The organism is Nitrincola salilacus (assembly GCF_046271865.1).
GTDB classification, from domain to species: Bacteria; Pseudomonadota; Gammaproteobacteria; order Pseudomonadales; family Balneatricaceae; genus Nitrincola; species Nitrincola salilacus.
Genome location: NZ_CP176580.1, coordinates 845,350 through 867,418, shown reverse-complemented (window position 1 = coordinate 867,418; position 22,069 = coordinate 845,350). Strand labels below are relative to the sequence as shown.

The window sequence follows — 22,069 nt, the reverse complement described above, 5'->3', positions numbered from 1 at the left end:
AACAAGATGAACAGCAAACCCGTACTGACACTCGATGAAGCACAGAAGATGCTGGCAGCCGCCAGAGCAGAAGCGGAGGCCAACAACTGGGCCGTCGCCATTGCCATCGTCGATGACGGCGGCCATCCGCTTGCCATGCTGCGACTGGACAACTGTGCACCAGTGTCTTCTTACATCGCTATTGAAAAAGCCCGCACCTCGGCGCTGGGACGCCGTGAAACAAAGATCTATGAAGAGATGATCAATGCCGGGCGCACAGCCTTCCTGTCAGCACCGGTGATCAGCGCCACACTGGAAGGTGGTGTGCCGTTGGTGGTGGATGGCCAGGTGGTTGCCGCTGTCGGCGTATCGGGCGTTAAATCAGATCAGGATGCTCAGGTAGCTCGTGCTGCCATCAGTGCTGTCATCAGTGCCATCTGATACAGCCTGATTTTCAGGCTGCCTGCTCAAGGTACCAGGTCATGACCACTTCGGTCTGGCCTGTGTGCTGATCCGTCTGCTCGCGTATCGGCTGAAAGCCGCAGCGCTCATAAAAATCAACACTGCGCCAGTTGCACTTGTACACAGCCAGATCGAGCTTTTCGCGCTCATCCTTGGCCATTTCGATCAGTTGAAAGCCTATTCCCCGACCCTGATATTCCGGCCGTATGAACAGAGCTGCCAGCGTATCGTCCTGTAATGAGAGAAAGCCCTGGATGATCCCATGCTCTTCATATACGTAGATCTCTGACAGGGGCAGATAGATATCTCGCATATCTTCGATTCTGGATGCCCAGAAATCACCATCGACAAAGTCATGTGCCTGCACGGAGGCATCCAGCCATACCTGCAGCACCTGATCCATATCCGCTAAGTTGAAAGGTCTTATCATCATTATTATCAAACCTGTCGGAATGTATTTCAGTTGGATTACAAGCTGTGACGCTATTACTTTTCAGCGCAGAAATAAAGAACAGAATGCGTCATCTGCCCCATTCGAGAGCATCACTGCCCAGTTTTGGAAGACAGCGGAAAGTAGTTAAGCCAAGCCTCATATATAAGTGTTAGATATATCGAAGAAAATATCATAAAGGGAAGGCGTGGGTGCAAAACCAACTGATTATAATATTTTGTTACTGATTATTACATTTTTATGACTTTATAAAACACCATGCGATACCGGAAACTCCTCAGCCACCGGCCTGTATCCTGTTTGCTGACAAAAACTGTATGGGTAAAAATTTCACCTCCTGCTGTATTATGATGAAGGCAGTTAATCCAAGGAGGCATCGTGAGCAGCAGCCATACAGAAAGTCAGGCGTATTATGATCAGAACCCGGCGGCACGCTGGATAGCACTGCTCAGTATCTGTATCGCCACCTTCATCGCGCCACTTTCAATGTCTGCCGTCAACCTGGCTTTACCCGCCATTGCCACCGACCTTCAGGCCGACGCCGTATTGGTGAGCTGGGTACCCACGATCAATCTCTGGGGCAGTATTCTGCTGATGCTACCGGCTGGCAGGCTGGCAGACATGGTGGGCCGCAAACGTGTATTCAATGTCGGCATCGCCTTCTTTGCATTCAGCTCTCTGATGGTCTTACTGGTTGGATCTATTGAGTGGCTACTGGTCGTCAGGGTCATGCAAGGTATTGCAGGCGCTTTGATCTTCGGCACCGCCATGGCCATTGTCAGCTCAATATTCAACTCCAGCAATCGAGGCACGGCACTGGGGTTCACTGCCACTTCCGTCTATCTCGGCCTCACAGCAGGCCCTATGATTGGCGGCTGGCTGACAGAAGTACTGGGCTGGCGCAGTGTGTTCTGGGTACCTGTTCCCTTCATCCTGCTGGCGATCCTTCTCGTGAATGTTTACCTCAAAGGCGACTGGAAAAGCGAGCAACGGGAGCGCTTTGACTGGGCTGGTACCGTACTGTTTTCGATCTGGACCACCGCCTTCTTCTTTGGGCTATCCGGCCTGCCAGGCCCTGGATATGTCGTACTTTTTCTGGCAGGACTCCTGTTTCTGGCCCTGTTCCTGCGCCAGCAGAGCGTTGCACCCGCACCACTGATCCGGCTCAAGGCCTTGGCCGACAACCGGGTATTCAACCGTTCCATACTGGCCAGCCTGTTCATGTATGGCGCGCACTACCCTGTTCTGTTTCTGCTCAGCCTGTATCTGCAATACATTGAAGGGATGTCGCCGACCAGCTCCGGGCAACTGATTCTGATTCAGGCGCTGGCGATGGCGATACTCGCTCCACTGGCCGGAAAACTGTCGGATCGTTACCAGCCAAGATTGATCGCAACCACAGGCTGCCTGCTGTTCTGCAGTGGCTTTGCGGTACTTTTCTGGATAAGTCTGGAGAGCAGTCTGACTTTGGTGGTTGTCGGCCTGTTGCTTCTGGGCATAGGCTTTGGTCTCTTCTCGACCCCCAACAACAACGCTGCCATGAGCTCGGTGAATCAGGATCGTCTCAGTGCTGCGTCCGCCATGCTCAACCTCGCCAGGACGCTGGGTAACCTCTGCAGCATGGCGATAGTGGTACTGCTGTTCAATCAGGTGCTTGGCAATACTCAACTAGCGCCTGATCAATATCCGGCCCTGCTGCTGGTGATTCGGATTGCACTGGGATTAGCTTGCCTGTATACCCTGGCGGCTGCCTGGTTCTCCTACTCTCGTGGAAATGTGACGCGCCCAGAGTAATCAGTGCACAGGATAAAAGCGGGGGAATCAAAACAGCAGAAATGTCAGGCACCGGAAGAAACCGGTGCCTGACAACGCATCAGAGTACCAGGCGACGGATATCGCTCAGCAAACCATTCAGATCGGTCAGGAAGCGACCGGCATCACTGCCATTAATCGCTCTGTGATCATAGGACAGACACAGAGGCAGCATGGTGCGCGGCACAAACTCCTTACCGTTCCAGCGCGGTTTGATATCCGCTTTGGAAACACCCAGAATCGCCACTTCCGGCGCATTCACGATGGGGGTAAAGCCAGTGCCACCAATCCCACCCAGGCTGGAGATGGTAAAGCATGCACCCTGCATCTCGTTTGGCTTGAGCTTACGATCCTTGGCCTTGCCTGCCAGCTCATTCGCTTCAAGCGACAGCTGATAGATACTCTTCTTGTCGGCATCCTTGATCACAGGAACCATCAAACCATTCGGCGTATCCACCGCCAGACCGATATTGATGTATTTCTTGTAAACAACATGCTCACCATCAGCGTGCAGTGATGCATTGAACTTCTGGTGACGACTCAGCGCAATGGCCGCTGCCTTGATCATGAATGGCAGCGGGGTCAGCTTGACGCCAGCTTTGAGTGCTTCATCCTTCATCTCCTTGCGGAAAACTTCCAGCTCGGTGATGTCGGCCTCATCAAACTGCGTGACATGAGGAATATTCAGCCAGCAGCGTGACATGTTATCGCGGGTCAGGCGGTCGATCTTGGTCAGTTTGACCAGCTCTATCTCACCAAACTGGCTGAAATCGACTGCCGGAATGGCCGGAATACCGGATCCCGTAACAGCTGTGGCTGCAGTCCCCTGACTGACACGCTTCAGCGTTTCTTTAACGTAGCCCTGGACATCTTCTTTCAGCACACGACCCTTGGGTCCTGAACCTTTGACATTGGCCAGTTCCACACCAAACTCACGTGCCAGCGCACGCACCGCGGGACCTGCATGCACGCTGCGGTTCTTTTTCTCCAGCGAGCCCAGATCAACTGACTTGCCAGCCGCCGGAGCCGCCGCTTTTGGAGCAGAAGCAGGTGCAGGAGCCGCAGCGGATGCCGCTGGAGCCTGAGCCGGGGCTGCTGCCGGTGCACTGCCAGCCACTTCCAGTTCAATCAGCAGGTCACCTTCGTTGACCTTATCACCCTCTTTAATGCTCATCGACTTGATGACACCCGCTTTAGGAGCAGGTACTTCCATCGAGGCCTTGTCTGTTTCCAGCGTGATGATACCGTCGCCTTCTGCAACCGTATCACCCACTTTCACCAGCACCTCAATGACATCAACATCGGAAGCGCCACTGAGATCAGGGATCAATACTTTTTCGACACCACCTGCAGCAGCCGCTGCTGGAGCCGCCGCCGGAGCACTTGGCTCAGGACTTGATGCAGAACTTGATGCAGCACTTGATGAAGAATCAGCAGCGGCAGCACCCGAAGAGCCAACCTCCAGCTCAAGCAACAGGTCGCCCTCATTGACCTTATCCCCTTCCTTGATGCTCATCGACTTGATGACACCCGCCTTAGGAGCTGGCACTTCCATCGAGGCCTTGTCTGTTTCCAGCGCGATGATGCTGTCACCTTCGGCGACAGTGTCACCCACTTTCACCAGCACTTCGATAACATCAACATCTGTTGCGCCACTCAGATCAGGGATCAGAATTTTCTCAACAGACACTGATGCTGCTGCAGCTGGCGCAGCAGCGGGGGCGGCGGCAGGTGCCGCTGCAGGTGCCGCTTTGGGCGCTTCAGCTTCAGGAGCAGCAGCCTCACCGGCCGCCTCCAGCTCAACAATGGCATCACCCTCGGCGCAGGTACCACCTTCCTTAACCAGAATCTTCTTCACCACACCAGACGCGGTGGATGGCACCTCCATCGAGGCCTTGTCTGTTTCCAGAACGATCAGCGAATCGCCTTCAGCGATCGTATCGCCCTCTTTAACGCAAACTTCAATGATATCAACCCCGTCGTGGCCGCCAATATCCGGTACTGTAATAGTAATTGTGCTCACAATAATGTCCTCTCGCTTAACCAGTCAGATGTTCAGCGGCCGACTTACACGGTCCATGGGGCCGGTTTGTCAGGGTTGATATTGAACGTCTTCATGGCCTTGGCGACAACAGATGCCTCCAGCTTGCCCTCTTCCTGCAGAGATTTGAGTGCCGCCAGCACAACGTAGTGGCGATTCACCTCAAAGAACTCACGCAGTTTAGCGCGCGTGTCGGAGCGTCCATAACCATCGGTACCCAGCACTTTGTAGCGGCGTGGGATATACTCCCTCAACTGATCGGCATACATGCGCATGTAATCAGTTGATGCGATAACTGGACCGTCATGACCTCTGAGGCACTGCTCCAGGTAAGACTCACGTGGCTGATCTTCAGGATGCAGCATGTTCCAGCGATATACCGCCTGGGCATCACGACGCAGCTCATTGATCGACGTGGTGCTCCAGACATCAGATTCGATGCCGTAGTCTTCACGCAGTATCGTCGCTGCCTCACGCACTTCACGCAGGATTGAACCGCAACCCATCAACTGTACGCGCAGGTCTGCTTTCTTGCCCTCTTCGAGCAGATACATCCCCTTGACGATACCCTCTTCAACACCAACCGGCATTTCAGGGTGCTGATAGTTTTCATTCAGCGTGGTGACATAGTAGAACTTGTTCTCCTGCTCCTGGAACATCCGGCGCAGACCATCCTGAATGATCACGGTCAGCTCATAGCCGTAGGTCGGATCATAGCTGACACAGTTGGGAATCATCTGTGCCATCAGGTGGCTGTGACCATCCTGATGCTGCAGACCTTCACCGTTCAGCGTTGTGCGCCCTGAGGTCGCACCGATCAGGAAACCGCGCGCCTGGCTGTCGCCGGCCGCCCAGGTCAGATCCATCACGCGCTGGAAGCCAAACATGGAGTAGAAGATGTAGAACGGAACCATCGGACAGTTGTTATTGCTGTACGACGTGGCACAAGCCAGCCATGCACTGAATGCACCCGCTTCGTTAATACCTTCCTCAAGAATCTGACCGGTCTTGGACTCCTTGTAGAACATGATCTGATCACGATCCTGAGGCGTGTAGCGCTGCCCCTCAGAGGTGTAGATGCTCAACTGACGGAACATGCCTTCCATACCGAAAGTACGCGCCTCATCAGGTACGATAGGCACAATCCGCTCACCGATATTCTTATCCTTGACCAGCGTGCTGAGCACTCGGTTCATCGCCATCTGGGTGGAGATTTCACGCTCACCTGTCGATTTCAACTGGCTGGCGAAGACCTCCAGCGCTGGGGTCTCCAGCTTGGTAAACTCTTTGCGACGAGCAGGATAGAAGCCACCCAGCGCCTTGCGACGCTCGAACATGTACTTCATTTCCGGAGAGTCAGGTGCAGGACGGTAATAAGGCAGCTCTTTCAGCTGATCATCATTGACCGGAATGTTGAAGTTATCACGGAAGATCTTGAGATCGTCCAGTGCCACTTTCTTCAGAGAGTGGGTATCGTTCTTCGCTTCGCCTGACTTGCCTGTGCCGTAGCCCTTGACGGTCTGCGCCAGGATCACGGTCGGCTGGCCCTTATGGTTCATTGCCGCATGATAAGCCGCATAGACCTTGTAGGGATCGTGGCCGCCACGGTTCAGGTTCATGATCTCCTGATCCGACATATCCTTGACCATCTCCAGCAGCTCAGGATATTTGCCAAAGAAGTGCTCGCGGGTGTAGGCGCCGCCATTGGCCTTGCAGTTCTGCAGCTCGCCATCGCACACTTCATCCATGCGCTTTTGCAGCAGACCTTTTTCATCTTTTTCGAACAGCGGATCCCAGTGGCGACCCCACAGGCATTTGATCACGTTCCAGCCGGCGCCACGGAAAATAGACTCCAGCTCCTGCACGATCTTGCCATTACCGCGAACCGGTCCATCCAGACGCTGCAGGTTACAGTTGATAACAAAGACCAGGTTTTCCAGCTGCTCACGCCCAGCCAGAGAGATCGCACCCAGTGACTCCGGCTCATCACACTCGCCGTCGCCCAGGAATGCCCAGACTTTGCGCTCGCCACGCTGAATCAGGCTACGAGCGGACAGGTAGCGCATGATGTGCGCCTGATAGATCGCCTGGATCGGACCCAGCCCCATGGAAACAGTCGGGAACTGCCAGAAATCCGGCATCAGCCAGGGGTGAGGATAAGACGACAGACCATTACCATCGACTTCACGACGGAAGTTATCCAGCTGCTCTTCAGTCAGACGGCCTTCGAGATAAGCACGCGCATAGATACCGGGAGAGATATGTCCCTGGAAGAACACCATGTCAGATTCACGACCGCCATCCGGGCCGTGGAAGAAATAGTTAAAGCCAATATCATAAAGAGTTGCAGCAGAGGAGAAGCTGGAGATGTGACCGCCAAGACCTTCATCATTGTCGTTGGCCCGCATCACCATTGCCATGGCATTCCAACGGATAAAGGAGCGGATTCGACGCTCCATGAACAGATCCCCGGGCATTTTCGCTTCATCGCGGGGGGGGATGGTATTACGGTATGGAGTTGTTATTGTGCCGGTGGAACCGACACCTATATCAGACGCCTTACGGCCAAGCTCTTTCAGAATAAATCGAGCACGATCATCGCCTTCATTCTTGGCAACGGACTCCAGTGCGTCAAGCCATTCCTGCGTTTCAATCGGATCCACATCTTCAATCATATCTTGCACCTTGAATTCTCCAGACACTTTATGGATGAGTCCTCATAGACTAGACGCATGAAAAGTTTTTTTCATGCTGCACTGCACAGTCAGGGCCCCTTATAATTGTGTAAATATACTACACAAAGATGCGCTTTTTGTCTATCCACACCCTATAAAATCGTAAAAACCCGTAAACAGACCTCTTTTATTGTAGTTTTTATACAAAAATACATTTCACTGATGCAGATGTGCTCTGCGCAATGCGCGTTCAAGCCGCGTATTTTCCTTGCCCTGCTCCAGCAACGCCTCTTCGACATAAACCAGATGATCATGTGCGGCCTGGCGCGCCCGCTCGGGATCACCCATCTCTATCGCTTCCAGTAGTACCCCATGCTGATGATGGATACTGGAGCGCCAGTTAGCTTTTGGATAAATATTCTTGAGATTGTCCCCGATATGCTGCTTCATCAGATTGAACAGTGCCCGCATCATGTGTAACAGAACCATATTATGTGTTGCTGCCGCAATGGCCAGGTGAAACTCGACATCTGCCTGCACTTCCTTATCGAAGGCTTTCTGTTCGTGATAGCGCTGCAGATCCTCATAGCGCTCGCGCAGAATTTTCTTGTCCGCTGCCGTACTGCGGACTGCGGCATAGTAAGCCGACACCCCCTCCAGGGCATGTCGGAACTCAAGCAGATCATACTGAGCTTCCGGATGATTGCGAAAAAGCTCCAGCAGCGGATCAGAAAACGACCCTCCGAGATTTTCCGATACGTAAGTGCCACCACCCTGACGGCTGATCAGCAACCCTTTCGCTGCAAGCTTCTGCACCGCCTCACGCAATGAGGGGCGAGACACCTCAAACTGCACAGCCAACTCTCTTTCAGGCGGAAGCTTCTGTCCCGGCTGCAGAGTTCCTTCCAGAATCATCTCTTCCATCTTCAGCATGATGACATCTGATATCTTCGACTGCTTTACACTGGGATATGCCATTCACTCCGTCCACTTTCATCAGTTTGACCGCTGGCGATCAATTTACAAACAACATCGATACAACATAGGTACAACAGCAGTATTGTACTGCGACAACTAACAGATCGTGCCGATTCAGTCTAAGCTCAATCTTGAATTGGTTTAACCACTTTTTCAATGTAAGCAATTACCCTAGGTAGCATATAGATAGCACATAGGTACCACATAGCTACCACACAGAACCGAATTTTAATTGACAGCATCAATCAAGATTCAATAAAGTGTACTTTATATTTGGATAAATGGTATTACCAATTAATAAAAATAGCCGGTACCTCTGTCATGCAAGCACTCTTTTCGAATTTTCTGAAGCAACTGCAACCCTTCATACCTGAAGAGCGGATCATCACCGATCCACTGCGAACGCTTGCCTATGGCACAGATGCCAGCTTCTACCGCCTGATTCCACAGATCGTCATCCGTGCCAACAGTGAGAGCGAGATCATTCGGATTATTCAGCTCGCGCAACAGGAAAAAGTAGCGATTACTTTCAGAGCAGCAGGCACCAGCCTGTCGGGGCAGGCGATCACGGACTCGGTTCTGATTCAACTCGGCGATGGCTGGGATAGTTACCGTATCAGCCCAGATGCCGGGAGAATTACCTTGCAACCAGGCGTAGTCGGTGCCCAGGCCAACAGATTCCTCGCACCTTATAAGCGTAAAATCGGACCAGACCCAGCCTCCATCAACACCGCAAAAATCGGCGGCATCGCTGCCAACAATGCCAGCGGTATGTGCTGCGGTACCGCGCAGAACAGCTATCGCACCTTGCTCAACATGCGTCTGGTGCTGGCAGATGGCACACTGGTGGATACATCAGATCCAGAATCCATACGAGCCTTTCGCAACAGCCATCAAGGCTTACTGGATGCTCTGCGTGCACTGAGCGCGCAGGTGAACGCCAATCCGACACTGAAGCAGCGCATAGAGCATAAATACCGCTTGAAAAACACCACCGGCTACGCACTGAATTCACTGGTGGATTATGAGGACCCGATCGATATTCTGCAGCACCTGATGATCGGATCGGAGGGCACCCTGGGCTTTATCTCCGAGATCACCTACCAAACGGTGGAGGAGCATGAGCACAAAGCCTCTGCGCTGATTTTCTTCAACACCGTTCGCGCCGCCTGCGAAGCGGTTGCACTACTGAAGCACGCACCTGTCGCTGCAGTAGAGATGATTGACCGCGCCGGACTCAGATCCGTCGAACGAAAACCCGGCATGCCCGAGCTGATCCGTGAGTTGCCGGATGATGCTGCCGCCCTGCTGGTTGAAACCCGCGCCAGCGACTCGACAACGCTTAATCATCAGATACAACAGATCATCGAGACGCTGCGTGACACTCATACCTGCCAGCCGATCGAGTTCACGACAGATGCTGCACAGAGTGCGCTTTACTGGTCTGTGCGCAAAGGGCTGTTCCCCGCTGTGGGCGCCGTACGTCTCACCGGCACCACCGTTATCATTGAAGATGTTGCCTTTCCGGTCGAGCGACTGGCCGATGCCGTAGCGGACCTGCATCAACTTTTTCAACGCTGGCACTATGATGAAGCGATTATCTTTGGACATGCGCTGGAGGGCAATCTGCACTTTGTGTTCACGCAATCCTTCGATACCGATGACGAGATTAAACGCTATGAAGGGCTGATGGATGACGTCGCGGATCTGGTCGTGAACCGATACGATGGCTCACTCAAAGCTGAGCATGGTACCGGCCGCAATATGGCCCCCTATGTTGAACTGGAATGGGGACAGGATGCTTATCTGCTCATGTGGGAGCTTAAAGCACTGCTGGATCCTTCAGACATCCTGAATCCGGGTGTGATCCTGAATCGCGATCCTCATATACACCTGCAGAACCTCAAGCCCTTGCCACCGGCCAACCCGCTTATAGACAAGTGCATAGAGTGCGGCTTCTGCGAACCTGTCTGCCCATCCAGAGCCCTGACATTGACGCCACGCCAACGCATCGTTATCTGGCGTGAGATAGCACGGCTGGAGCAATCGGGAGAGGATCCGACTCGACTGCAGAAACTGCGACAGGACTATCGTTTCCAGGGGGATGCCACTTGTGCCGCCTGCGGGCTCTGCTCAACCGCCTGCCCGGTTGGTATCAATACCGGGGATCTGACACGCGAAATTCGTCGCGATGAAAACCTGAAACATGCCGGTAAGGCCGAGTGGGTCGCACGACATTTCAGCGCCACCACACAAGCCAGCAGAATAGCTTTCGGTCTTGCCAATACAACACACAAGCTGATCGGCACATCTGCCATGACACGAGTGACCGGTTTTGCACGCAGACTCAGCGGCAACCGACTGCAACAATGGACACCCGCGCTTCCCGCGCCAGCTCGGCGTATAAAGCCAACCAGAGCAGGTTTCACTTCAGCGCCGAAAGTCGTCTATCTACCCAGTTGCGCCAGTCGTACGATGGGACCGGCTGCCGGTGACACGGACCAGACCTCTCTGGCAGACAAAACCGAAGCCCTGCTGCGCAAGGCCGGATTTGACGTGATCTACCCTGATAACCTGTCCAGCTTATGCTGTGGCATGCCCTTTCAATCCAAGGGATTCTTTGATGCCGCTTCACTCAAAGCTGAAGAGCTGAATAAGGCACTGCTGCAGGCGACGCAAGGAGGTGACATACCCGTCTACAGCGATACCAGCCCCTGCAGCCTGCGCATGAAAGAGGGGATCGATGAACGTATTCAGCTGTATGACAGTGTCGAGTTCATTGCCCGTTTTGTACTCGATAAACTCGATATCACCCCCTTACAGAAGCCTGTTGCACTGCATATCACCTGCAGCACAACTCGCATGGGCCTGGCTGACTCACTGACCAGAATAGCATCAGCCTGCTGCAATGAGCTGGTCATACCTCCCGATATCACCTGCTGCGGATTTGCCGGTGATAAGGGCTTTTCAGTCCCCGAACTCAACACATCTGCATTGCGCAACCTGAAGAGCAGAGTTGAGCACTGCACCCAGGGGGTGTCGACCAGCAGAACCTGTGAAATCGGACTCAGCCACCACAGTGGCATCAGCTACCAATCTGTTGTATACCTTTTAGACAGTTGCTCCAAAGCCAGGCCCGTATCGCTGGCCACCAATACTACTCACCCGCTTGATTAACAAGGAGTTATCTTAATGTCACTACCTGAATTGAAAACGCTGTTGTACACCACAACACTGGGTGACAACACTCGCCCCGTCTTTCGCCATGCAGTGCAGCTCGCTCTGAAAATGCACGCCAGAATCATCATGCTGCATGTCATGGAGCCGATCAATGCTACCTCCCATGCTCTGATTCACAACTTCCTTCCTGAGGATGTCATTGAGAGACTGCATACTGAAGGCGTATCACAGATGCATGAGTTAATGCAGGATCGTGTGAAGAAGTTCTGTGACGAGGAGCTGGATGCCCTGACTGAAGAAGTCAAACTGGACATTGCAACCATGGTCGAAGAGGGCAATCCAACAGATGCCATTTTGCGTGTCTCGAAGCGGATGAATGTCGATATTATCGTGATGGGAGCAGAGAACAGCTTCGGCCATCACAGCCATACAACGCAGGAGGTGATTCGCGAAGCCAAGCTGCCCGTCTTTGTGATTCCAACCTGAGACTTACATTTCCTTTTACTTATGAAAGTCTTATAGTGGCCTATTCAGCATGGAGCAGGCATCACACCGATACCTGCTCTGTCAGTCATGACAGGACAAAGAAATGGATGGTGCCACTTACAGCCTGATCGAGCGCATTTTTCTGACTATCTTCCCGCTGCTGGCAATAGTCAGTGTCGGCTATTTCTATGCTCGAAAGCGTCAGACAGACATGTCGGTTGCCAACAAGATCAATATGGATATTTTCACCCCGGCCCTGATCTTTTCGGTCATGTCGGCAGAATCCTTTGATCTTCCCAGCTATTCAACCCTTGCGATAGGTGCATTGATTGTCGTGATAGGCTCAGGGCTACTGATATGGCCCTTCTGTCGACTCCTGAAGGTGCACCCCAAGACCTTCCTGCCACCCATGATGTTCAGCAACAGTGGTAATCTTGGTATCCCATTGATCGTGCTGGCTTTTGGTGAGTCTGCGTTGCCTGCCGCAGTGGTGCTGTTTCTGGTGGAGAACGTGCTGCACTTTACGCTTGGGCTCTATATGCTGGATAACCGCACCAACATTCTGCGCATGCTCAGAATCCCAATGATCATGGCAACTGTCGCAGGCCTTATATGGAGCAGTCTCGGTCTTGCACTTTACCCGGCTCTGAGAACCTTTGTTGATATGCTGGGACAGATAGCCATTCCGTTGATGCTGTTTGCGCTTGGCGTACGCATGACCAGTATCGATTTTTCCAACTGGCGCGTCGGGGTAGCAGGTGCGCTTCTGGCACCTGTGAGCGGCATACTGATCGCGCTTGCACTGCAGCCTTTCCTGCAACTGGAACCGGTACAGTTTGCCTATCTGATTCTCTTTGGCGCCTTACCACCGGCGGTGCTCAACTACATGGTTTCCGAACGCTACAACCAGGAGCCCCATCTGGTGGCATCCATAGTGCTGATCGGAAATGTTGGCAGCCTGATCATTATCCCGGTAGTACTGTTCTTTATCATCTGACGCCACCTGAGTGGTATTTCTGAGGGAGTGTACTTCAGAGCATTTCATATCAGAGCATCTGAAAAAAGAGCCAGCCACCAGGGGAACAACCCATGGCCGGCTCTTTTAACATTTACTTCTTAGCCACCTACTCTTCAGTCATTTACTCCTCGGCCGCTGCAACCTCATCACCGATAATGATGACTTCCCGGTTACGGTCAACTGTTGCCTGACCGATACCTCGCACCTGAGACAACTCCTCAACGCTGACGAATGGCCCCTGGGAGTCCCGATACTCAACTATCGCCTGAGCTTTCGCTGGGCCTATACCGGTCAGCGCAGCTGCGATCTCATCTGCCGAAGCGGTATTGATATTGATGCCTGAAGCGGCTGCGAATGAACAGAAAAAAAGCAGAAAAAGCAGTGCGAATGCACGCAATGATGTGCGGTTCATAAAACCTCCTTGTTGATGATAATCTGCCAGCTCCTGCCGACAGATTCAACACTATTACACTTTCAGGCGTTTTTCCAGACCCAAAGCCATGTTTTTTATACTCACGGTATACTAACGGATTCCAGCACTACTGCCGTTGAGCCACTGCCTGATTCACTTCATCCAGAATGGCCCGTGCAGCGGCGGCGGGATCATTCGCCTGCGTCACTGGCCTGCCCACCACCAGATAATCACTACCAGCCAGTATGGCATCCGAAGGGGTCATGATTCTGCGCTGATCACCTGAGGCCGCATCCAGAGGACGGATACCCGGGGTTACCAGACTGAAATCAGCATCCACCACCTCTCGCAGCATAGAGGACTCCTGAGCAGAACAGACAACGCCATGCAGGCCTGATGACTGAGTCAACAGCGCCAGCCGCTTAACGTGTTCCAGCGGCGATGCCGTAATACCCAGCTCGGCAAGATCATCTGCTTCCATACTGGTCAGTACCGTCACGGCGATCAACAGCGTATTACAACCCGGTGTCTGTTCCAGAACTTCGCGTGCAGCGCACATCATGCGCCGCCCGCCGCCGGCATGTACGTTCACCATCCATACGCCCAGCTCAGCCGCTGCCTTGACAGCCATTGCTGTCGTATTGGGGATATCGTGAAATTTGAGATCCAGAAACACATCGAAACCGAGCGTCTGTAAGGACTCGACGATCGAAGGTCCACAACGGGTAAACAACTCTTTACCCACCTTGACCCTGCAATCCTCCGGCTCAAGCCTGGCGGCCATTGCCAGCGCACTTTTCGCATCAGGATAATCCAGCGCCACTATGATTGGCTTGTGATCTTGTTTCATTTTTACTCCAGTAATCCTGATCTATTCGCCTTCCAGCCCCTGTATTGGTCTGGTGCTATCCCACTCTCGACAGGAGGGACAGTGCCAGTGCAGCGTTCGACCTTCGAAGCCACACTGCAGACACTGATACACAGGTTTGCTGCGCTCCAGCTGTCCGGTCAAACCACGCAGGGTCGTCAGACTTTCTTTGACGCTGTGCCCACCCTGCTGAATATGAAGGTCTATCAAACGGTTAAACCCTCGTATCGAGGGCCTCTTTTTCAACTCTTCCATTATAAACATGGCCGCTGCATTAATCCCCTCATGCGCATCAACCCGTTCTGCCATGGCAAGAATAACCGTTGTTGAGGGGGCTTTGTGCAGGCAGAGATTGAGATACTGCTCAAACTCATGCATCGCACCCAGCTCACGATAACAGCGCTCAAGCAGAGGAATCGTTTCAGACACCAGCAGCAGATTCTGATCCGGCACCCGTTTGAGCACCTTGATCGCCGAACGCCAGGCACCTGATCGCATATGTACGTGGGCCTGCAACAGCGTTGCTCGAACGCAGTTTTTATCCCGTTGCAGTGCATTTTGCAGATACAATGATGCTTGCTCGTCGTTCTGCTGGACATGAAAGCTCTCGGCAAGCTCACAGTAATAGTGGGCAAGTTTATGCTGAACCGAGTGCATCTGGCTATGCTCCAGCCTGCTGGCCGTCTCAAGCGCCTTTTGCCACTCCCCCTCCTTCTCATACAGACGCATCAGCAGCATCAGTGCTTTCGTTCTGATCTCTTGCTCTGGCTTGTTCTGCACTATTTCCAGAAGTATCTGTTCAGCACGGTCCAGCAACCCAATAGCATCGTAATCCCGAGCCAGCGCCATCTGAATACGCTGCAAATCAATGGAGGAGAGATTCGGTCTGTTGAGCAGATCCTGATGGATCTGAATCGCCCTTTCAAAATCGCCCTTGCGCCTGAAAAGTTTGGCAAGTGCCAAGTGAGCAGGGATCGTATCGGAATTGACCTCCAACACTCTGATAAAGCTCTCAATCGCTTCATCAGGCTGATCATTGATCAGAAAATCAAGACCACTATAGTACTCTCTATTGTAGTGCTCTCTATTAGAGTGCTCTCTATTATGATCTCGATTCAGTGCAGGCAGTATCTTGCGAAAGCGCAAGCGATGTTGAAAGCGACTGATTCCCCAACCGGCAGCAACAGCAAGCGTCAAAGCGATGAAAAGAAGGATATCCCCCATTTCATGCCAGATCTTTCGAGCTCGACAGTCGTGTTTTTTCCAGTTCGCGCTGTGAGGCACTGATCCGCTTATTGAGCGCGTAGAGTCGAGTCTTCAATGCCATAATGACAAATGAACTGAAAACCAGCCCCAGTAAAGCTCCCAGCGCAAAGGCACCGATCAGCCACAGCGAGAGACTCGCTTCGGGCAGAGTGACAAGCACCAGATCAATACTGACTCTGGTTGTGTTGTGAATCGTGAACATCACACCGAGCAGCACTACCGCCAGTGCGATCAATAGCATGAGTAGTCGTTTGATAAAACGCACGCCTTAACTCCCTTGACACTGTCTGACCTATTATTTGTCAGACTGAAATTTAAGTCTTGAGGCTTTGATTTACCTGATCACGCATCTCTTTTCCAGGTTTGAAATGCGGTACATACTTGGCACCCAGCGGAACTGACTCCCCGGTTTTCGGATTGCGTCCAATGCGTGGTGCTCGATAGTGCAGTGAAAAACTTCCAAATCCTCTGATCTCGATTCTATCTCCATTTGCCAGTGCTTCAGTCATGTGATCCAGCATGGCCTTGACTGCCAGCTCAACATCTTTCACAGACAGTTGCGGATGAAGATCGATCAGTCGGTCTATCAACTCTGATTTGGTCATACCCTTCTCTCCACTTTTAAACGAGACTGTCAATTGACTGCCAGTCTCGTCTCCAGGGTAACGAGCCCGAGGGGGCCAGTTTACTTATTCTTTTCCATCTGAGCCTTGATCAGATCACCGATGGTGGTCGGTCCTGCCACCTCAGGCGCCTGTTCCTTGATTGCTTTGATGGCCTGTTTTTCCTCTTTATCAGCCAACTGCTTCACAGACAGGTTGATGGTGCGATTGCGTCGATCAATACTGACAATAACCGCCTCCACTTCACTGCCGATAGCTGGTTCAGCGCCATCCTTGTCAAATTCGGACAACTTCAGCAGCCCCTCAACGCCTTCGGCCAACTCAACAGTTGCCTGACGATCAGCGACCTGCATTACCTTGCCGGTAACAACACTGCCTTTTGTATTAACATCAGCAAACTCGGCAAAGGGATCTGAATTGATCTGTTTGATACCCAGAGCGATACGCTCGCGCTCAGAGTCCACCGACAGAACAACCGCCTCGATCTCCTGCCCCTTGGCGAAGCGCTTGACGACCTCTTCACCCGGCTCTTCCCAGGACAGATCAGAAAGGTGTACCAGGCCATCAATATTCCCTTCAAGGCCAATGAAGATACCGAAGTCCGTGATCGACTTGATCACCCCGGCTACCTTGTCACCCTTGTTGAAACGGCTGGCAAAGCCCTGCCAGGGGTTTTCACTGCACTGCTTGATACCCAGTGAAATACGACGACGCTGCTGATCGATATCAAGGATCATGACCTCGACTTCATCACCAACCTGCACGACTTTGGAAGGGTGAATATTGCGATTGGTCCAATCCATTTCGGACACATGCACCAACCCTTCAACGCCATCACCTATCTCGGCAAAGCAGCCGTAATCGGTCAGATTGGTAACGCGAGCCTTGACCTTGTCGCCGACAGCCTTTTCACGCACCAGCTGGTTCCAGGGATCTTCATGCAGTTGTTTAAGACCCAGCGATACACGCTTGCGTTCGGGATCGTACTTGAGCACTTTGACATCAATTTCCTGACCGATACTGAGCAGCTCGCTCGGGTGCTTGACACGCTTCCACGCCATATCGGTGATATGCAGCAGACCATCTATACCGCCCAGTTCGATAAAGGCGCCGTAATCTGTCAGGTTCTTGACCACACCCTTGATTACCAGCCCTTCCTCCATGGTGGACAGCAGCTTCTCACGCTCTTCGCTGTAGGCCTCTTCCAGCACCGCACGACGAGATACAACAATGTTATTGCTGCGCACATCAAGCTTGACCAGTTTGAACTCCAGTTCCTGGCCTTCAAGATGTGAGGTGTCACGCAGTGGACGCACATCCACAAGCGAACCCGGCAGGAAGGCATTGATGCCGTTAACATCGACGGTCAGACCACCGCGTACCTTACCGGTGATATACCCAGTGATGGTTTCCTGATCGGCAAAGGCTTTCTCAAGCACTTCCCAGGATTCTGCGCGTTTGGCTTTTTCTCTGGAGAGCTTAGTCGTTCCGAAACCGTCCTCCAGCGCCTCAAGCGACACCCTGACTTCATCGCCAACGGCCAGATTCAGCTCGCCATTCTCGTTGACAAACTCACTGACAGGGATGATTCCCTCTGACTTGAGGCCTGCATGGATCACGACAAAGTCATTTTCAATTGCAACAACCGTACCCGTCACAATTGAACCAGGGGCCATCTCCAGCTCTTTCAGGCTTTCTTCAAAAAGCTGCGCAAAACTTTCACTCATCACCGTGCATCCTCAAAGTAAAGCTGCTTCAGTGCAGCCCTTTATGTCTTGCTTCATCCAACACTGCTTTGAACACTGCCTCGATCGCCATCGACGTCGAATCCAGCACCACCGCATCAGACGCCGGTTTCAGGGGCGCCACCGCGCGATTCATATCGCGTGAGTCACGCGTTTTGATATCGTTCAATATATCATCAAGGCTAGCACCGAGACCCTTGCTAATCAACTGCTTATATCGGCGACTTGCACGTTCTTCGGCACTGGCATCCAGATATATCTTCAAGGGTGCATCTGGAAAGACCACCGTACCCATATCACGACCATCTGCAATCAACCCCGGAGGCTGCGCAAAGTCTCGCTGCCGCGCCAGTAAAGCCGTGCGAACCGGACCAAGAGAAGCAACAACGGAGGCATCGGAACTTACTGATTCTGTTCGGATTGCATTGGTGACCTCCTCACCTTCGAGGATGATACGCGCCTCATCACCACCACTCCCGGCAACAAACTGTACATCCAGATGCGCGGCCAGAACCTGCAGGGTTTCGACATCATCCAGCGCCACGCCATGGTGCCTAGCCGCCACCGCCGTTAATCTGTATAAAGCACCACTATCCAGCAGATGAAAACCAAAATGGCTGGCCAGCATGCGTGACAAAGTACCCTTACCCGACCCACTGGGGCCATCAACCGCTATAACAAAACACTTATCACTGGTGGACATCAGTCCGCCTCCTTATGAATCTGGATACCTATCCGTTGCGCCTGCTCCACAAAATCCGGAAAAAACGACAGGACAGACGCACAATTTATTATTCTGATCTCCTCAGTGGCAGACAAACCCGCAAGAACGCACGCGAGGGCTATTCTCGGATCTGAAACACCTCTTATATCTCCCCCTCGGAAACATCCGGGTGAGACAAGCAACTCACGTTGTGTATAGGTAACAGCTATCCCCTGATCAATCATCAACGCTACCATAGGATGAAGTCGCTCGTGTAGTCGCTCTGCACACTCATCCGGTAATTCAAACCGGGTCTGGCCTTCTGCACGCATCGCCGCCACCATCAGCAGAGGCAGGTCATCCAACATCCCATAGAGCAGTTCTTCACTGATCGTGACACCTTTAAGCTCAGCACTTCTGACACTAATATCCGCTACCGCCTCGCCTCTGGACTCAGTGGTATTGTGGTAGCTAAGCGAAGCTCCCATCTGATCCAAGGCATTCAGCGCCGCCATGCGTGTCGGATTAACGCCCATATAGGGAAGCCGCAATTCGGATCCCGGAATTATTGTAGCTGCAATAATGAAAAACAGCGCACTGGACGGATCGCCCGGTACACGCAGCTGTGTTGCCTGCAACGTTTCTCCACCGTCAAGGCTGACCCGGTGCGCCTGTCTATTTACAGTATAGCCAAAACCTTGCAGCATTCTTTCCGTATGATCACGCGTAACATGCTGAGCTGAAACCTCTGTTTTACCTGTCGCATAGAGGCCAGCCAGCAGCAGACTGGATTTGACCTGAGCACTGGGTTGAGGCATCTCATAACGCATGCCGATCAACTTTTCTGATGGTTCTATTTTCAGCGGCGGCAAGCTCGCGACAGCCTGAATATTGGCACCCATCTGACGTAACGGCTCGATAACAGATGCCATGGAGTTCTGGCTCAGCGATTCATCGCCAAACAACTCAGTGGCAAAGGTCTGCGCCGACAGCAGACCAGCAAGCAAGCGCATGGAGGTAGCTGAATTACCCAGATAGAGAGGTCCTGGTGGTGGTTGCAACCCGTGCAGACCGACGCCATAAATACGCACCTGCCCCTGATGAGGTCCTTCGATCACCACGCCCATATCACGGAAGGCCTGCAGGGTCGCCAGACTGTCTTCACCCTCGCGAAAACCTTCTATATCAGTGATACCCTCTGCCAGCGCGCCGAGCATGATCGCACGGTGTGAAATGGAGAGATCACCCGGCAACGTAATTTCACCCCTGAGCTTAGCAGCACCCTGCACACGTAGATCTATCGCCTGCTGCGACAGCACCTGTGCATATGCTGAGCCACTGAGAATACGCGTGAAATGCTCGCGTGCCACTTTGGCGCGCGTGAAGATCCCGAGCAGACTCTGACTGTCGCCGGCCACTATCGCTTGCCTGAGCCGTGTCAGTCCATCCGTGAACTGATCCATCTGCTTCAGCAGTGCGTCGCGATTGGCCAGACAGACGTCATGCCACATCATCGGATCACTGGCTGCTATTCGCGTGAAGTCACGAAAACCACCGGCCGCATAGCGGAAAATATCAGTATTCTCCTCTTCATGCGCCAGCGTATCGACCAGAGAAAAAGCCAGCATATGTGGCAGATGGCTGGTCGCAGCCAGCACCTGATCATGACGATCAACATCCATCTGCAACACTTCAGCACCAATCGACTGCCAGAGGCGGGCGATCTGCAACGTTGCATGGGAGTCAGTTTCAGGCAGAGGGGTCAGAATCACTTTATGACGTTCGAACAGATCGGCATCCGAGGCTCTGACGCCGCTCTTTTCAGCACCCGCAATCGGGTGCCCGGGTACAAAGGTGGGGGGTATGACAGAAAAGATGGTTCGCGCAGCGGCAACCAGATTAGCCTTAGTGCTGCCGACATCCGTCAACAGAGTATGTGGCTTCAAGTGGGGTTCAACGGCAGCCAGCACAGCCTCCATCACCTTGACCGGCACCGCCAGCATCACCAGATCAGCTTCGCCGACCGCCTGAGCCAGATCATCGGCAGAACGGTCGATCACCCCCAGCTTGACACCCAGTGCCGCCTCATCCGGATTGCGATCATATCCGACCACTTCGCGCACAATTCCACGCGAACGCAGTGCTCTGGCAAAAGAACCGCCTATCAGGCCAAGACCGATAACCAGCACCCTGTCTATTGCGTACTTCACAGCCTTACCTTTGTCAGCGACATCAAGGAATCCAACTTAGAGCACTGCCTTGGGATAAGAGCCCAGCTGTTTGAGCTCAACGGTGCCCTTCTCAAGCTCGTCCAGCAGTAGCTGCACCTCGGGATCATCGCGATGCCCTTCGAAGTCGATATAGAAAAGCGTATCCCAGCCAGCCTTGCTGCCGGAACGGGTTTCCAATCGCGTCAGACTGATATCGCGGCGTCTGAAAGGCTCCAGAAGATCATACAAGGCACCGGGTTTATCATGTGCAAGCAGCAAGATCGACGTTTTATCCTGCCCACTGGGAGAAACATCCTGATTACCAATGATCAGATAGCGCGTTACGCTGTCGACCTGATCTTCAATATTGCGCTCAGCCACGACAAGATCAAACAGCTCGGCCGCAATATCACTGCCGATGGCTGCAGCAGCATCCCCGGCAGCAATCACCATATCAGCAGCTTCCGCATTGGAAACCACAGGGATACGTTCGGCATCCGGATAGCGGGCATCGAGCCAGTGATGGCATTGGGAGAAGGCAAACTGGTGGGCGTAGATACGTTTGATCTTACTGACATCGGCGTTATGGCCGGTCAGCAAGTGGTAGTGAGTTTGTAGTTCGACCTCACCACAGATACTGACATCGAAACGACTGAACAGGTCCAGTGTGCGACTGACGGCGCCCTCGTTCGCGCTTTCAATCGGCACCACACCATAGTGGGCAGTGCCTGATTCAACATCGCGGAATACCTGATCGAGGGTATCAAGTGGCGCGCCCTTGACGGCATGCCCGAAGTGTTTCAAAACCGCCTGCTGAGTGAAGGTACCGACCGGCCCGAGAAACACCACATGCAGGGGCTGCTCCAGCGCCAGACAGACCGACATGATTTCACGAAACAAACGGGCCATCTCCTGATCGGGAAGCGGCCCCTCATTGCGTGCCATCACGGAACGCAGCACCTGTGCTTCTCGCTCCGGGCGATAGAAAACAGCTTGCTGCGAGCCCTGAAACTGCTGCTTCACTTCGGCAACCTGCTGAGCGCAACGTGCACGCTGGTTGATCAACTGCTGAACCTGCAGGTCGATACTGTCAATCTGATCCCTCAGTACACGAAGGGCATCTTCCTGTACTGAAGTTTTCTGCTCATCGCTACTCATGG

General features: G+C 52.9%; 18 protein-coding genes. 5 read left to right on the top strand and 13 right to left on the bottom strand.

What is annotated here, in order from left to right; translation table 11 throughout:
- Positions 1-6 precede the first annotated feature (6 nt).
- The gene (locus ACK3CJ_RS03935) at positions 7-420 is read left to right on the top strand and encodes a heme-binding protein (RefSeq protein ID WP_409525120.1); all 414 of its coding nucleotides are present in this window, start codon (positions 7-9) and stop codon (positions 418-420) included.
- Positions 421-433: 13 nt separating this feature from the next.
- On the opposite strand, the gene ACK3CJ_RS03930 is transcribed toward ACK3CJ_RS03935, so the two are convergent.
- A complete protein-coding gene (locus ACK3CJ_RS03930; RefSeq protein ID WP_409525119.1) occupies positions 434-874 on the bottom strand; it encodes a GNAT family N-acetyltransferase in 441 nt (146 codons plus the stop codon).
- Between the two features lie 396 nt (positions 875-1,270).
- Between ACK3CJ_RS03930 and ACK3CJ_RS03925 the strand changes: the two genes are divergently transcribed.
- Positions 1,271-2,686: an MFS transporter gene (locus ACK3CJ_RS03925; RefSeq protein ID WP_409525118.1), complete on the top strand. Its 1,416-nt coding sequence runs from the start codon at positions 1,271-1,273 to the stop codon at positions 2,684-2,686.
- A gap of 79 nt (positions 2,687-2,765) precedes the next feature.
- On the opposite strand, the gene aceF is transcribed toward ACK3CJ_RS03925, so the two are convergent.
- The 3 genes from aceF to pdhR form a co-directional block, all read right to left on the bottom strand.
- A complete protein-coding gene (gene aceF, locus ACK3CJ_RS03920; protein ID WP_409525117.1) occupies positions 2,766-4,727 on the bottom strand; it encodes a dihydrolipoyllysine-residue acetyltransferase in 1,962 nt (653 codons plus the stop codon).
- Positions 4,728-4,771: 44 nt separating this feature from the next.
- Positions 4,772-7,420: a pyruvate dehydrogenase (acetyl-transferring), homodimeric type gene (aceE, locus tag ACK3CJ_RS03915; protein ID WP_409526542.1), complete on the bottom strand. Its 2,649-nt coding sequence runs from the start codon at positions 7,418-7,420 to the stop codon at positions 4,772-4,774.
- A gap of 216 nt (positions 7,421-7,636) precedes the next feature.
- Positions 7,637-8,398 carry a pyruvate dehydrogenase complex transcriptional repressor PdhR gene (gene pdhR, locus ACK3CJ_RS03910; protein ID WP_409525116.1) on the bottom strand — a complete coding sequence of 254 codons (762 nt, stop codon included), beginning with the start codon at positions 8,396-8,398 and terminating at the stop codon, positions 7,637-7,639.
- A 321-nt stretch (positions 8,399-8,719) separates the two neighbouring features.
- Here pdhR and ACK3CJ_RS03905 point away from each other — a divergent pair, with 321 nt between their 5' ends.
- From ACK3CJ_RS03905 to ACK3CJ_RS03895, 3 genes are all read left to right on the top strand, one after another.
- Complete coding sequence (locus ACK3CJ_RS03905; RefSeq protein ID WP_409525115.1) at positions 8,720-11,575, top strand: FAD-binding and (Fe-S)-binding domain-containing protein; 2,856 nt, start codon at positions 8,720-8,722, stop codon at positions 11,573-11,575.
- Positions 11,576-11,590: 15 nt separating this feature from the next.
- On the top strand, positions 11,591-12,064 hold the full coding sequence (locus ACK3CJ_RS03900; protein WP_409525114.1) for a universal stress protein: 474 nt from the start codon (positions 11,591-11,593) through the stop codon (positions 12,062-12,064).
- Positions 12,065-12,167: 103 nt separating this feature from the next.
- Positions 12,168-13,061 carry an AEC family transporter gene (locus ACK3CJ_RS03895; RefSeq protein ID WP_409525113.1) on the top strand — a complete coding sequence of 298 codons (894 nt, stop codon included), beginning with the start codon at positions 12,168-12,170 and terminating at the stop codon, positions 13,059-13,061.
- 142 nt (positions 13,062-13,203) lie between these two features.
- On the opposite strand, the gene ACK3CJ_RS03890 is transcribed toward ACK3CJ_RS03895, so the two are convergent.
- From ACK3CJ_RS03890 to pheA, 9 genes are all read right to left on the bottom strand, one after another.
- Complete coding sequence (locus tag ACK3CJ_RS03890; RefSeq protein WP_409525112.1) at positions 13,204-13,494, bottom strand: ComEA family DNA-binding protein; 291 nt, start codon at positions 13,492-13,494, stop codon at positions 13,204-13,206.
- Positions 13,495-13,621: 127 nt separating this feature from the next.
- Entirely contained in the window at positions 13,622-14,344 is a 723-nt protein-coding gene (gene pyrF, locus ACK3CJ_RS03885; protein WP_409525111.1) for an orotidine-5'-phosphate decarboxylase, read from the bottom strand.
- A gap of 21 nt (positions 14,345-14,365) precedes the next feature.
- A complete protein-coding gene (gene lapB / locus ACK3CJ_RS03880) occupies positions 14,366-15,586 on the bottom strand; it encodes a lipopolysaccharide assembly protein LapB (protein ID WP_409525110.1) in 1,221 nt (406 codons plus the stop codon).
- Between the two features lies 1 nt (position 15,587).
- Complete coding sequence (locus ACK3CJ_RS03875) at positions 15,588-15,893, bottom strand: LapA family protein (RefSeq protein ID WP_409525109.1); 306 nt, start codon at positions 15,891-15,893, stop codon at positions 15,588-15,590.
- A gap of 49 nt (positions 15,894-15,942) precedes the next feature.
- Positions 15,943-16,233 carry an integration host factor subunit beta gene (ihfB, locus tag ACK3CJ_RS03870; protein WP_151703985.1) on the bottom strand — a complete coding sequence of 97 codons (291 nt, stop codon included), beginning with the start codon at positions 16,231-16,233 and terminating at the stop codon, positions 15,943-15,945.
- 80 nt (positions 16,234-16,313) lie between these two features.
- Positions 16,314-17,978 carry a 30S ribosomal protein S1 gene (gene rpsA / locus ACK3CJ_RS03865; protein ID WP_409525108.1) on the bottom strand — a complete coding sequence of 555 codons (1,665 nt, stop codon included), beginning with the start codon at positions 17,976-17,978 and terminating at the stop codon, positions 16,314-16,316.
- Positions 17,979-18,006: 28 nt separating this feature from the next.
- Entirely contained in the window at positions 18,007-18,699 is a 693-nt protein-coding gene (gene cmk / locus ACK3CJ_RS03860; protein ID WP_409525107.1) for a (d)CMP kinase, read from the bottom strand.
- Positions 18,699-20,909 carry a bifunctional prephenate dehydrogenase/3-phosphoshikimate 1-carboxyvinyltransferase gene (locus tag ACK3CJ_RS03855; RefSeq protein ID WP_409525105.1) on the bottom strand — a complete coding sequence of 737 codons (2,211 nt, stop codon included), beginning with the start codon at positions 20,907-20,909 and terminating at the stop codon, positions 18,699-18,701. The genes cmk and ACK3CJ_RS03855 overlap by 1 nt, the downstream gene beginning before the upstream one ends.
- A gap of 36 nt (positions 20,910-20,945) precedes the next feature.
- Positions 20,946-22,067, bottom strand: coding sequence for a prephenate dehydratase (pheA, locus tag ACK3CJ_RS03850; protein WP_409525104.1), 1,122 nt, complete (start codon positions 22,065-22,067; stop codon positions 20,946-20,948).
- Positions 22,068-22,069: the final 2 nt, after the last annotated feature.